The following is a 14,085-nucleotide window of genomic DNA, read 5'->3' on the forward strand; positions in this document are numbered from 1 at the left end:
TCAAATCAACAATAAAATAGAGAGATGAAAAAGAGAATTAGAATTAATGAACTTGAACCTGAATCGTATAAAGCAATGTTTGGGCTTGAAAAATACCTGGGTTCAACAAGCTTAAATAAATCCTTAAAAGAATTGATAAAAATAAGAGCATCGCAAATCAATGGTTGTGCTTATTGTATTGAACTGCACACAAAAGATGCATTAAAAAACGGAGAAAGTAATCGACGTATTTTTGCTTTAAGTGCATGGTGGGAATCGCCTTTGTTTAATGAAAAAGAAAAAGTTGTTCTGAAAATGACGGAAGAAATTACTCGAATTGCAGACAACGGATTGACTGAAAAAACATATGAAGAGGCAAAAATGAATTTTAACGATAATGAAATCGCACAGATAATTATGCAAATAAGTGTGATAAATACTTGGAACAGAATTGCGGTTTCGACACATATGTACCACGAAGAATGAAGCAAGAAATAGAGCATGTCTGAAAAAAGAAGGATAATTTGTTTGAATCCAAAAATTAAGTACGAAATCAAATAAATAACTATGCACAGGGCTATAGCATAGAGGGGGGCTTGTGTGCCAGCTGCGTGCCGAAGCTTCCGAACCATTATTCCACCTGTTTCATCCCTTTCATCTCTGCCAGCGACACTAGAATTCCAAAATATGACGATCTTCGCAATCAATTCAGAAAAGAAGTATGGCGGAAAATAGAATGGGGGCAAAAAAGCACCAGCCCCGGGGGCTTGAGATTGTGTACGAAGACCGCGAGATTATTGTGGTGGATAAAATAAGTGGTTTGTTGTCGATGGGCACCGACAGGGACAAACAGCACTGCGCTCATTTCTTATTGAATGCCTATGTGAAAAAAGGAAACCCAAAATCAAGGGAGCGGGTTTTTATTGTTCACCGCCTCGACAGGGACACTTCGGGGCTGCTTGTGTTTGCCAAAAGCGAAAAGGCCAAGTTCTTTTTACAGGAAAACTGGGCCGATTTCCGGAAGAAATACGTGGCAGTACTGGTCGGGAAACTCAACAGTAAAGAAGGGATCATTGAATCGTATCTGGCCGAAAATAAAATGTTTAAGGTGTATTCCACCAAAAACAAGGCCATGGGGAAGTTCGCAAAAACAGGGTACCGGGTGTTAAACGAAAGCGAAAAGTACAGCCTTGTGGAAATTGATCTTTTTACCGGAAGAAAAAACCAGATACGTGTTCATTTCGCGGAAACGGGGCATCCGGTTGCGGGTGACAAAGTGTACGGCTTGGCCGATAAAGCCGTAAAACGTTTGATGCTGCATTCGTGCTCGCTCACCATCAAGCATCCGGCTACCCAAAAAGAAATGATTTTTGAGACCGGTATTCCTGCCTGTTTTAACGCGTTGATGAGTGCAAAAGACAGCAAAAACAGAAACTGATTCCGGATTGGGGCACCCGAAATTATAAAGATGTATAGTGGGGAGATGGAGGAGAAATAGTTACACCGACGAAAAGGATAAAGAAAATTCGAACGATCGCACAAAAACGATTTTTTAAAATCAGCACTTAAAATAAAAACAATACTTATTAAATTAACAGCCGTGTAATGATCTGTGGCAACAGATGTTAAGCGGGCTGAAATACTGGATAAACGAATTCTGAATCCGCATTAGCAGAAAACCGTCAAAGCATAAAAACAATGGAGTACATAGATATTGGGACTTGGAAACGAAAAGAACATTTCGCGTTTTTTCACGGGATGGACTATCCGCATTACAACATTTGTATGAACATCGATGTGTCGAACTTTGTGCAGTTTGCCCGACGACACAATTTATCGTTCTACTACGCCATGGTATTTGCCGGCACTTCGGTGCTTAATCAGATCGAAAATTTCCGGTACCGGATACGCGGAGACAGAGTGGTACTTCATGACAAGGTGCACCCGTCGTTTACCGATATGGACAAAGCCGGAGCCGAAGAACTGTTTAAGTTTGTAACTCCCGATCTGTGCGATAATATTTTTGAGTTTGAGCGTCGGGCGAAAGAAACCAGCGAAAACCAACAGGATTATTTCGAATTCGACAAACTTGCCGGCCGCGACGACCTTGTTTACATAAGCTGTATTCCCTGGATCTCGTTCACTCATATTTCGCATACGATTTCGTTTAACAAAAATGATTCAGTGCCGCGAATTTCGTGGGGAAAATATTTTAAGCACGACGACAAAATCCTGTTACCCTTTTCAGTACAGGTAAATCATGCGCTGGTCGACGGCTATCATGTGGGAAAGTATGTCGATCGCTTGCAAACTTTTCTGGACGAAATAACGTAGGAGTATCAACCATTTTAAAGGCGGGAGAATCTTTATCTCAAAAACAATAAAAAATCATACTCAATGAAATCCATTTTTGCCATCATCGTTTTGACCTTTCTGCTTGCTTCGTGCAGACAGCAGTCAGGGGGCGAGGCTTCGTATGCTTTAGGAGAGCAATACGATGAAGTAATGCCAATATCCCGTGCAGATCAACTCAGTCCGCCACCGCCACCTCCGCCCCCGGTAAAAGAGCTGGAAGTGGTGAAAAAGAAAATCATCAAAGACGGGCGTTTGGGGATAGAAGTAAAAGACCTTGAAAGTACCAAAGCGCGTGTGGATACATTGGTGAAAATTTACGAGGGTTACTACGACAACGAGCGCTATAACAACACCGACCACGAATCGTCGTATGACTTGAAGATCAGGATACCTGCGTCAAACTTCGACCGCTTTATCAGCGAGGTGGAAAAAGGTAAGGGCGAAATAAAATACAAGGAAATTGACGCACGTGATGTAACCGATCAGTTCATCGACCTGGAAACCCGGCTTCAAAACAAAAAGAATTACCTGGCACGGTACAACGAGCTGCTTGCCCAGGCAAAAACGGTAAAGGAAATACTGGAGATTCAAGAGGAAACTCGTGGGCTGGAAGAAGAGATTGAAAGCACTACCGGCAGGCTGAAATACCTGGGCGATCTGGTTGATTACAGTACGCTGAACCTGACCCTCTCGAAACGAAAGGATTTTAAATACAATCCAACCGACCGCGACAACTTTGGCGAAAGATTAAAACAGGCCCTGTCAAAAGGCTGGTTTGGCTTTGTCGATTTTATCCTTTTTGTGATTAACCTGTGGCCGTTTTGGGTGATTGTAACGCTGTTTGTTTATGGATTGATACGGCTGGGAAAAAGGAAAGCAAAAAAGTAGGATTATTTTGCAGACCGAATAAGGACAAGACAACTGCCTCAAAAAAATTTCTACCTTTGGCGCGGTTGGTAACGAAGGACCGTTAAAAGGGAATCCGGTTCAATTCCGGAGCTGTACCCGCAGCTGTAAGTTCTAGTTTTTCTTATGATTTGTGAGAGAATCGAAACAAATCCTTAGAAAAACAGAATCCCGAAGAAAATCAAACGAAATGGTGGTTTTCGAGGGATCTGTTCAAAAACAAACTGACTTTTCTTACGCCATTATCCGTCGGTGGACGGATGAGAAGGTTGAAGTCAGAGAACAAGCCCGAAAACCTGCCAACAAAAAAAGATGAACGAACTTCGGGAATAAAGTGTCGGAAATCATTCACATGATTTTGCCATTTGTTTCCGGGTTGAAAAATGTATCCAATGAATGCGAAAAGCATTTGGCTGTCGGTAGTGCTGTTGTTGTTTGTTATTCCGGGAATTGCTGCCGGGGTGCAACGAGTGGTTTCGCTGGCACCTTCCATTACCGAAAATATTTACCTGATTGGCGCACAAAGCAAGCTCGTGGGCTGCACCAGTTACTGCACACAGGCGGTAAACGACGGCGTTGACCAGGTAGGCTCCACCATCGATGTAAACATTGAAAAACTGTTCTCGCTCAAACCCGACCTGGTGCTGGCTTTGCAACTGACCAAACAACAGGACATTGCAGCCATGGAAAAGCTGGGAATAAGGGTAGCGACCATGAAATCGCCGCGCAATTTTGCTGAAATCTGCGAACAGACAAAATACATTGCCGGCTTGCTGGGTAGCTTTGAACAAGCACTCGAAGTGCTGTCTCCGCTGGAAAAGCGGGCGACCGAAATTCAGCAGCTGACGAAATCGCTGAAACCACAGAAAATCTTTTTCCAGATTGGCGCCAGCCCGATTTTTACGGTGCTGGAAAATACCTTTATGAACGATTTCATTACCTTTTGCAACGGTTCCAACATTGCAGCAGGCCTTACCAAGGGAACCATGACCCGCGAAAGTGTGGTGATGCGTAACCCCGATGTGATTATTATTGCAACGATGGGAGGTTTTGGCGAGACGGAAAAAGAAGAGTGGATGAATTACAAAAGTGTGTCGGCCGTGCAAAACTGCAAGGTCTTTCTGATCGATTCGGAGACTTCGTGCAGTCCCACACCTCAGAATTTTGTCAGCGCGCTGGAAGATGTGTATCGTTTTTTAAGTGAATAGCAAATGGCAGGAATAAGTACCAGGTATTGGAAGTGGATCGTGTTTTTGGCGGCTTTGTTGCTTTTGCTGGTCGTGTCGGTGGCCATCTCCTTGTCGTCGGGCGAGATCGACATTACTTTGTCCCGGCTCCCGCAAATACTTTCCCAACCCGATTCGATGGAGTTTACGATTCTGACAAAAATCCGGATTCCCCGCTTGATTCTGGCCATTGCCGTTGGAGGAGCTTTGAGTCTTTCGGGGGCTATTTTGCAGGGAATTTACCGCAACCCGCTGGTGGAACCCTATACCCTGGGTATTTCGGGTGGTGCAGCACTGGGAATTGCCATTGCCATTGTTTTTGGACTGAACAGTCTGAGCTTTCTTACACTTCCGGTGTTTGGTTTTTTAGGAGCGATAATTACGTTGTTTCTGGTTTATTTCCTAAGCATAAAAAGGGCCGGGCTTAGCATCAACAGCATGTTGCTGATCGGTGTAATGGTGAGTTTTATTTCATCCTCGGCCATGATGTTTTTGATGTCGATCTCCACCACTGATAACCTACAAAGCATTGTTTTTTGGGTCATGGGCTCGCTGGATGAATCAAATTCGATGCTAATACGCATTGCGCTTTATTCGTCGCTGGCCGGGCTGATCATCACTTATTTCTTTGCGCAGCCACTGAATGCGCTGCGTTTGGGAAATGCCAAAGCAAAGCATCTGGGAATCAATACCGACGTAACAGTTCGCCTGTTGTTTTTTGTGGCGTCGTTGTTGACCGGGATCGCGGTTTCAGTAGCCGGGGTAATCGGTTTTGTGGGGCTGGTAATTCCGCATCTGGTGCGTTTGGTCATTGGCAACGATTACCGGGTATTGCTGGCGGGGTCGTTTCTGGGAGGCGCTATTTTCCTGGTGCTGAGCGATACCATTGCACGGACAATCATTGCCCCCAACGAATTGCCGATTGGAGTAATTACTGGCTTTGCCGGTGGATTGGTATTTATCATTGTGTTGAGTCGGTCACGTTCTCACGTTAAGTTGAATTGAATACATGCAGTCGTTTGTTAAAATAGAACATTTTTCGTGCGGATATCCGGGGCATTTTGTCCTCGACGATGTCAGCTTTGGCATTCAGAAAGGTGATTTTGTGGGTATCATCGGCCCGAATGGATCGGGGAAAACTACCTTGTTTAAAGGAATTTCTGCCGAACTTTCGGCCTTAACCGGTGTAGTTACTTTAGAGGGGAAAAATATTCACAAAATGAGCCTGCGACAACGGGCACAAAACCTGGCCATTGTTACCCAAACTATCGAAGCTGGTGCGATGACGGTGGAAGAATATGTGCTAATGGGCCGCATGCCTTACCGCAAACAGTTTCAGTTTTTTGAAAACGAGAACGACTTCGCCATTGCCGAGAAATACATGAAATTAACCGGTGTGGACCGGCTTCGGAATAAATACATGAATGCTTTGAGCGGGGGAGAGCAACAGCTGGCCGGCATTGCCCGTGCGCTTGCCCAGGAGCCCCAGTTGCTTTTGCTGGATGAACCCACATCGCATCTCGATATTACGCACCAGGTGCAGATTCTGAATCTTATCCGACGCCTGAGCCACGATTTGAAACTGACCATTCTGATGATTATTCACGACCTGAACCTGGCCGGTGAGTACTGTGATCAGCTGATCATGATGCAGAAGGGTGGTGTCAGAAAAACGGGTGTCCCGATGGACGTACTCAATTACCAAGACATTGAGGCGGTGTATGATACGGTAGTGATTACGCGTACCAATCCTGTTTCGGGGAAACCGGTTGTCTTCTTGATTTCGGAAGACGTAATGAGCACAAAAAAGCTTTCCTAAAAACTGTTGGAATTTTCAGCAATCGAGATTTTCTGACTGGTGATTATGCCATCCTCTGCATTCCATTTTTACTTTGTAAGTCCGCTTCCGTAAATTATTTGCTACTTTTATGCCCATTAAATCTAAATCATTGATCCATGAAGAAATTTCTGACTTTTACTTTTCTGATCTTCTTTTTGCAACTGGCGGTGGTTGCTCAGCAAGCTCAAAGGCCCGATCCGCAACCCGCACCCGAAACAAAAGAAAATTTCAAACTGGGAGTTGCCGGTTATACCTTTCATAAATTTGATTTGCAAACTACGTTGGAAACCCTGAAGCGTTGCGATGTTCATTATTTGTGTATCAAGGATTTTCATTTACCCATTGAAAGTACCGATGAGGAAATTGCAGCTTTTCATGCCAAATGTGCCGAATACGGTGTAAAAGGCTATGCAGTGGGGCCTCTCTACATGCGTTCGAAAGAAGACATCGACAAATATTTTGAATACGCCAAAAGGGTAGGAGTGAATACGATTGTCGGGGTTCCGAATTACGATCTATTACCGTATGTCGAAGAAAAAGTAAAAGAATACGGTTTCTTTTATGCCATTCACCTGCACGGCCCGGACATTGATATTTATCAGGATGCCGACGAGGTTTGGGAAAAAACAAAAGACCTTGATCCGAGAATGGGCATGTGCCTGGACATTGGTCACGATACCCGAAACGGTAAAGATCCGGTTGCTGACCTTAAAAAGTATCATTCGCGTGTTTTTGACATTCACCTCAAAGATGTTACCGGAACTACAAAACTGGGTTATTCGGTGGAAGTGGGACGTGGGATTATCAACTTTCCTGCTTTTGTAAAGATGATGAGAGAAGTGAATTACACGGGTGTAATCAGTTTGGAACACGAACGTAATATGGATAACCCGTTTATGGGAATTGCGGAATCAATCGGTTATTTCAGGGCCATGATTGTAGCAACCCGCTAAAAGAAGTTTATAATTTACTAAATATTTGAAAGGTGTTAGCGTTATTGTTAACACCTTTTTTATTTGCAGTAGTTTCATGCCAGCAACACAGAATTTTTATCGAACTTAATTTTATACTTTTGTCGGGTGCAAAAACTGGGGAAAATATACCGGAGAAATATTTACGGGGTGATGGGGACACTGGTCTTCCACATTCTTCTTTTTTCAGCTTTCCTGCTGGCCGATATCGACAAAAAGGGAAACATTAAGGAGGAAGTTATCCTAATTGAGTTTCCGGATAATATCCCCGAACCTGAGCTTCCGGAAGAAGAGCCCGAACAACAGGAGGAGCAGCAACAGCAAGCTCCTGCTCCAATGGTCAACAACAGGACCAACCTGGCGTCCAACCGCTCGGCACGCGAGAATACAACCACTTCAAAAGACGAATTCTTCGACAATGAATATTTAAAAGAAGTGGAAGCCGCCCAAAAACTGTCGTCAAGCGTTAGTAACAATCTATCAAAGGACGTGGTGGACCTCAGCGAAATTAAGATGCCCGTTGAAACGACAGAGGGAATGGACAGGGATTCCATTAAAAATGTGATTTATGCAGGCGAAAGTAATATTGTTTATTACCTGGAGAACCGCTACCATGTGAGTCTGCCTGTTCCGGTTTACCTGGCGCAGGGTGGTGGAACCGTTATTGTGGATATCAAAGTGAACCGCGACGGCACGGTGGTGGATGCCACCGCCAGAAAGAACAATTCCATTCGCGACCAGCAAATATTTTTGTACGCACAGGAAGCGGCAACCCGTACCATTTTTAACAAAGACAATGCTGCCCCGGCCCTTCAGAAGGGGACAATTCATTATACTTTCGTTGCTCAGTAACATTCATGTTAATTTATCGGGCCTTTAACATGATTTAACACCTTTCTTTTGCTCCATTTGCTCTCCGGCTATATCTTTGCGGTACGTTTATTTTCATAAGTTTAGGTTTAGTTAGGTTAGTTAGTTTAATGAGAAAAGGATGGGTTGTTGAACCCGTCCTTTTTGTTTTTAGTCCCCTTTGAACATATTTTTTTTCTGATGCTTCTTTTTTTAAGATAATTTTTATCTTTAACTTTTATTGTAATTCATTGTTTATTAGCTTAGTTGATACTTTTAGTAGAGATTGTTGATTAAGTTGTGAATAGAATAATTTTAAATAAAGGGTTACCTTTTTCGTAATAATCGAATAATATAATAGAACATGATAAACTATACGGATGCGCAAATCCTGAAAGGAATCTTAAGGCATGATAATTTAATTTTACAGTACATATACAAACAGTACTACTATAAAGTAAATTATTTCATTAAGAAGAACCAGGGAAGTGAAGATGATGCCAGCGATATATTTCAGGAAGCCATTATCGTGATTTACAGAAAATTAAAGGAGAATGATTTAATTTTCGAAAAGAGTTCTTTTCAAGGCTATTTATTTTCGGTTTGCAGGTTTCTATGGTTGAAACAACTTGAAAAACGACGAATAGAACGAGAAAAACTAAACGATTCGTTACCATATCAGGAAGATATTTACGATGATAATCTGGTGGAGTTGGTAGAAAAAAACGAAAAGTACGGTTTGTATCAAAAGCATTTTAAAACCCTTAGTTCTGATTGCCAGAAGTTGTTGCAGCTGTTTTTCGAAAAAGTCTCGCTTAAAGAAATTGCAAGCATTATGGGCTTTAAAACGGAGAAATATGCAAAAACCCGAAAATTCAAGTGTAAAGAGCTGCTTATAAAGAGGATTAAGCAAGATACAGAATTTAAAAAAATACTTGAAGATGACACCTAAAACAGAATTAATTGGACGCATTGAAGACTATTGTTTAGATTTAATGGACGCAAAGCAAAGACTTGAATTCGAAAAAGAACTGGAATTCAATCAAGAGCTGAAGGAAGAAGTAGAACTTCACAAAAATCTACAGGCCGCAGTGCTCGAAATGGACGTGTTAAACCTCAAAGGCAAACTTCTGGAAATTCAGGAGGAAACAAAATCAGAAAAAATTACAAACGGATCGTTTGCGTTGCTGGAGGATTTGGAAGAAATCCAGGAGCTGACAGACGAATTGTCTTTTGCCGAACTGGTGGACAGTTTTGAATCGTTGCCAAAGGTACACGTGTATCAACACGAAAAGACAAGTAACGAGAATATTCATCATTTCTACAAGGAACAAAGTCAGAATGGGGTAGAAGTCAACGGTTATGACGAAGAACTGAATGGCTTCGAAATGGAAGATTTGGATGGCCTTGAAGAAGCCGTTCTGGAGGCAGACATAATGAATCTCCGTGAAACTTTGCAGCAGGTCGCAAAATCTGTTGAACCTCAGTATTCTGCCGAAGAAATAGATGACTATCTGAATGGAGAGATGGAAGACAATATTTTGGCTGAGTTTGAAGCTGAAATGAAGCAGAATAAGCAATTACTCGAAGAAGTGAATCTGCATATGGAATTGGAGGCTGCACTCGAAGAATTTGATGTAATGAAGCTGAGAGACGAAATGAGCAGCATCATGGAGGCAGAAACTTCGTGGAATGTAAGTGAAAATACAATTGAAGACTTTATCGATGGTGTTCTTGACGATGAAGAATTGCTCGAAGAATTTAATATCGAATTAAAAGAAAATACGGACCTGATGGCAGAGCTCTCGTTGCGTGAGAACATAAATTCAGCCATCGGTGAAAAAGACATTATCTCGTTACGGGAAAGCCTGTCAGAGGCACGCAGAGGTTCGGAAAAGCAAGAAGTGAAATCGATCGTAATGCCACGGTTCGATACACAGTCTACGCGATTCTGGAGAAACAGTGTGGCTATGATCGTTGTTTTGATCGGTTTGGCCGGCATCTTAAATACGGGAATGCAGTCGACTCAGGGTACCTATGCCAAATATTTTGAAACGCCAGCCTGGGCATCAGAACGTTCTGTGAACGCAAGCTTGGATGCCATTCAAACGGCAAAAATATACTTCCAGCAATCCGATTATCAAAAAGTGATCAAAGAGCTGGATAATGTCACTCCGCAGAAAGACCAGGCCTTTGTTGCTCAGTTTTACAAAGGCTTGAGTTATCAGAACCTGGATCAGTACGATAATGCAATTCAGGAGTACACGAAAGTTATAAACCATGGAAATAACTTATTTGTGGAAGAAGCAGAGTGGTACAAAGCTTTGTGCTACCTGAAAGAGAACAAGCGAAGTGAGGCAAGGGCTGAGCTGTTGGCAGTAATCGACCGGAAGGGACACTACGAAAAAGATGCAAAAGCCATTATTCGCAAGTTAAGGTACACGTTTAAATAAATTCTGTTCATTCAAAAGTGGATTGATTCAATTTTAAATACACATTCACCTTTTTAGAGATTGAATCGAGAAACAAAATAACACAAGCGTTCAAATGAAATAAATAGACTGATTCGATTTTAAATACACATTCACCATAAAATTGAATCAAGAAACAAAGTAGAAGATATACACATTCAACGCGAAATAGATTTATTCGAAAAAATACACATTCACAAAGCCTGTCTTTTCTGACGGGCTTTCTTTATGCGTAAGATTTGGTCAATAGAGAAAATAAGAATGAGTAAAATAAGAATTCCAAAGAAATAGATATCATAACTCGTGTAAAGTGGCGAATTGTCTCCGATGGACTTAAAACTCATCCAATAGTGAGGGTGCGCCAGTCTGGAATTGGAATGATCCAGGTATTCGATTTTAGCTAATCTTAGCGCTTCGTCTTTGGTTTTTCCTTTTTTCAGGTTTTTGTAAAAGGAGGTCATTATCTCCGTTCCCGCCTGGTCTTCAACTTCCCACAGCGAAACCACAATCGAGGGGCAGCCGGCATATAAAAATCCTCTGGAAAGGCTCATTAGTCCTTCTCCTTTTTGCATTTTTCCGACGCCTGTGTTACAGGCACTAAGTACTGTTAATTTTGCGTTTCGTAAATTCAGGTTGTAGATATCTGCTGTATTGAGCCAGCCGTCTTTGTCGAGCGGTTCATTAGGTGTTTCCGGCATGGGCGAAAAAGCAAGTCTTGAAAACGCCGGAAGGGAATCATTGATGTATGCGTGCATAGCCAAATGCAATATGTCGTATTCCTGGCTAAATTTTCTGAAATTTTCTTCTGTTGCTTCGGATCCCCTGTAAACGTCTGTTTTTACGGTCTTTGAAATGGCATCTACTTCTTTTTGCACACCCGGAAGAGGCATTAGTGTATAGCTAGCATTTGATAGTTCAAACTTTTCTGAAGCGTATAAAGGAGCAAATGCCAGTGTGTGATTTTTTAACTGGCGCTTGGAGTGGCTGTTCTTGAAATAGATATTGGCTGAGTTGGCGTAGTTAATATTAAAATCACGGATCAAATAATCTAATTTTGAAAAATCGATCACCTGGCTTGTGTCCGGGAGTGATTTTAACAGGCCGTCAAACGCAATGTAATTCAGTTTCCCGTCAGGAATAATAATTAAGTTCATATTCTTTAGCGCATATTGAAAAGGCTGTAACAGCAATGTATACATATCGTTGGCGGCTTGACAATATTGCTTTGAATCTTCATTGTGGGTAAAAAGAAAATTTGGGGTAGTCATAAAATGAAACATGTACTCGAACGACCGCTGCATTTCGGAAGATATCTTTTGTGAAGTAAAGAACTTGTGGTCTTTTGTAATCAGAAAAGTAAACAGTTCCGACGTAGTATCTGTTTGATTGATTGCATATTCTATTATTGCTTCGTTCTTTTTTAGTTTGTTTTGTACATCGGTTACACTTAGCATGGAAACGGAGTATTTCAGATTATAATAATCCGGATACTCTTCCTCCAGCAGATGATTGAGCTCGTCGCGATTTTTCGAGGCCTCAAAAATTTTATCGTTGTATTCGGCAATTAATTCTGAATCGGCACTGTCTTTACTTTGCTCTTCAAATAATTTTTCGTTAAAAGTTGATATGGTGCTGTTTAGTTTGCTTTCGAGCTCCAGTAAAGTATCCGGAATCAGGCTGTTTTCCTGTGCCAGGTCATTAGATATCTTATCGAAGACTGCGCTGCTTTTCATTTGTTCTGCACTTTGAAAAGCAAGGTCCAGGTATTGCTCATCCTGACTGTAATCATAAGCCAGATAAGCGGTTTCGATGGTTTTAGAGAAGGTTGATGATTCCAGTGTGGCGAGTTGCAACTTGCTTTCATCACTAGAGATTTCCATTCGTGCGCGTTGAACCAGTTTTCCGATTACATTATAGTAGTTCAGTGCGTTATCCAAAGCTCTGGCGTAGGTTGCAGTTCGTTCTTCCTTTTCCAAATCAGCAAGCTCTAGGTAGGAGTCGGCAACTGCCTTTAGTAAACCTAAGCAATTTAGAAATGACAAACAGTTATCAACGGTTAATTTACCAATTTCCATTTTTTCATTTGGTTTGTAAAGTGCGTCTAATCCATTAGTATACAGACTTATCGCTTCGTTGAGATTCTGCTTTTTTTGTTGTTTAAAGGTGAATATATTTTGAGATGCGACTGGCTTTCGTGCAATAAGGTCGCCCTTGTAAGTGTAATAATCAGCTAGATCCTTACCTTTTGAAGGCTGCTCTTTGGCGATGATTAAGAAGGCTTTCTCCAATGCCTCCATACCCGAATTGAATTTATAAACGTTAGATAGAAACTCTGCATAGTTTAAGTAGGAGTTAGCCAGTTGAATACTTTGATCGCCGTATTCATTTCTTACTAGATCAATGTTAATCTGATAATACTTATCTGCATTTATAATGTCTTTCAATTCCTGATACAGGATTGCAATCAACTCACTGTAATAGATTCTATTTACTATATCTCCTTTTGAATAAAATGTTTTTAATATACTCAGAGCTTTATTAAAATTATTCTGTAAATAGTTAATCTCTGCAATAGCATAATTAGCATCACAGATGTCGATATAATCAATATTGTCTTGGTTCGAAAATATGGTTAAAGATCGATTAAAATAATTCAAGGCGTTGGTGTAATCAAGTTTTGCTCTATATACATTGCCAATATTGCGATATAATCTTCCAAGGCTAATTAAATTGGAGTCATTGCGCAGTAAGTAACTTTGTTCTGCTAGTTTATAATTTCTTAGAGCAAGCTCATTTCTTCCCAATAATTTGTACGTAATCCCTATGGAAACATATATGCTACCTAGAAAGTAACTCTCTTCACCATAACTCTTTTTTCGATAGCTGAGGGCCAATTTAAATGAATCAAGAGCTTCAATACTTCTTTTTTCATTGTTTAGATTAATCCCAGCAGAGTACAATTGTCTGACTCTCATGTTGTAATGGTCATTACTGTTTGTTTGACCAAAAAGAATATTTGAAAGTAAAATCAGGAAAACTAGCGGATAAAAGATACAAATCTTGCCCATGATAATGTTGTGATTTCTGATGCCAAAGTAAAAGTTTTTTAATTTTTTTCAAATTCGGGGGTTACCTTTTTGAGCTTTTAGGAATATATAAGTGAATGTGTATTTAAAAAGTTTAACGAATTAATCTATTTAATCATGAAAAGGGTACTGGGACAAACAACTGAAAACGCTTTTGCTAATTTTACTTTCGAAGTTTTGACAAATGACGAAATGAAATCAATTAAGGGTGGTGTAGATCGTCCAAAATCCAGAGATAAAGATGTTTATGATACTTTAGAAGAATAATACTTCAAATCATTAACTGTTTTATTTATTGTCTTACAGGATAGAGTATCCTTGTTTAACTAAGATTAATACGTTTCTTTAAAATTAGGAAGAAGAGTAGCCTATATACAGAACCAATTAAGTTGTTAGTACAGG

At 40.9% G+C, this 14,085-nt stretch carries 13 protein-coding genes, 1 pseudogene and 1 riboswitch; of the genes and pseudogenes, 12 read left to right on the plus strand and 2 right to left on the minus strand.

Features of this window, described 5'->3' with window-relative positions:
- Nucleotides 1-24 precede the first annotated feature (24 nt).
- From D1614_RS16310 to D1614_RS16360, 11 genes are all read left to right on the plus strand, one after another.
- On the plus strand, nt 25-465 hold the full coding sequence (locus D1614_RS16310; protein ID WP_119439034.1) for a carboxymuconolactone decarboxylase family protein: 441 nt from the start codon (nt 25-27) through the stop codon (nt 463-465).
- 235 nt (nt 466-700) lie between these two features.
- A complete protein-coding gene (locus tag D1614_RS16315) occupies nt 701-1,417 on the plus strand; it encodes an RluA family pseudouridine synthase (protein WP_119439035.1) in 717 nt (238 codons plus the stop codon).
- 260 nt (nt 1,418-1,677) lie between these two features.
- Nucleotides 1,678-2,313, plus strand: coding sequence for a chloramphenicol acetyltransferase (locus D1614_RS16320; protein ID WP_119439036.1), 636 nt, complete (start codon nt 1,678-1,680; stop codon nt 2,311-2,313).
- 63 nt (nt 2,314-2,376) lie between these two features.
- Nucleotides 2,377-3,222: a DUF4349 domain-containing protein gene (locus D1614_RS16325; RefSeq protein ID WP_119439037.1), complete on the plus strand. Its 846-nt coding sequence runs from the start codon at nt 2,377-2,379 to the stop codon at nt 3,220-3,222.
- 40 nt (nt 3,223-3,262) lie between these two features.
- A riboswitch (cobalamin riboswitch) is annotated at nt 3,263-3,558 on the plus strand.
- A 74-nt stretch (nt 3,559-3,632) separates the two neighbouring features.
- A complete protein-coding gene (locus D1614_RS16330; RefSeq protein WP_162304536.1) occupies nt 3,633-4,448 on the plus strand; it encodes an ABC transporter substrate-binding protein in 816 nt (271 codons plus the stop codon).
- Between the two features lie 3 nt (nt 4,449-4,451).
- The gene (locus D1614_RS16335) at nt 4,452-5,471 is read left to right on the plus strand and encodes a FecCD family ABC transporter permease (RefSeq protein WP_119439039.1); all 1,020 of its coding nucleotides are present in this window, start codon (nt 4,452-4,454) and stop codon (nt 5,469-5,471) included.
- A gap of 4 nt (nt 5,472-5,475) precedes the next feature.
- The gene (locus D1614_RS16340; protein WP_119439040.1) at nt 5,476-6,285 is read left to right on the plus strand and encodes an ABC transporter ATP-binding protein; all 810 of its coding nucleotides are present in this window, start codon (nt 5,476-5,478) and stop codon (nt 6,283-6,285) included.
- Nucleotides 6,286-6,422: 137 nt separating this feature from the next.
- Nucleotides 6,423-7,259, plus strand: a complete 837-nt coding sequence (locus D1614_RS16345) for a sugar phosphate isomerase/epimerase family protein (protein WP_119439041.1) — start codon at nt 6,423-6,425, stop codon at nt 7,257-7,259.
- Between the two features lie 126 nt (nt 7,260-7,385).
- Nucleotides 7,386-8,129, plus strand: coding sequence for a hypothetical protein (locus D1614_RS16350; RefSeq protein WP_119439042.1), 744 nt, complete (start codon nt 7,386-7,388; stop codon nt 8,127-8,129).
- 361 nt (nt 8,130-8,490) lie between these two features.
- Nucleotides 8,491-9,078, plus strand: a complete 588-nt coding sequence (locus D1614_RS16355; RefSeq protein WP_119439043.1) for an RNA polymerase sigma factor — start codon at nt 8,491-8,493, stop codon at nt 9,076-9,078.
- Nucleotides 9,068-10,579 (plus strand): ring-infected erythrocyte surface antigen domain-containing protein, encoded by a 1,512-nt coding sequence (locus tag D1614_RS16360; protein ID WP_119439044.1) that lies wholly within the window; start codon nt 9,068-9,070, stop codon nt 10,577-10,579. The genes D1614_RS16355 and D1614_RS16360 overlap by 11 nt, the downstream gene beginning before the upstream one ends.
- Nucleotides 10,580-10,791: 212 nt before the next feature.
- On the opposite strand, the gene D1614_RS16365 is transcribed toward D1614_RS16360, so the two are convergent.
- Nucleotides 10,792-13,065 (minus strand): CHAT domain-containing protein, encoded by a 2,274-nt coding sequence (locus D1614_RS16365; RefSeq protein ID WP_241558126.1) that lies wholly within the window; start codon nt 13,063-13,065, stop codon nt 10,792-10,794.
- Between the two features lie 60 nt (nt 13,066-13,125).
- A pseudogene (locus D1614_RS26485) lies at nt 13,126-13,665 on the minus strand (tetratricopeptide repeat protein); the annotation flags it as partial.
- Between the two features lie 135 nt (nt 13,666-13,800).
- Between D1614_RS26485 and D1614_RS16370 the strand changes: the two are divergent.
- On the plus strand, nt 13,801-13,950 hold the full coding sequence (locus D1614_RS16370; protein ID WP_119439046.1) for a bacteriocin: 150 nt from the start codon (nt 13,801-13,803) through the stop codon (nt 13,948-13,950).
- The last annotated feature ends 135 nt before the right edge of the window (nt 13,951-14,085 follow it).

It is taken from the genome of Maribellus luteus, from assembly GCF_003576475.1.
Lineage (GTDB): Bacteria > Bacteroidota > Bacteroidia > Bacteroidales > Prolixibacteraceae > Draconibacterium > Draconibacterium luteum.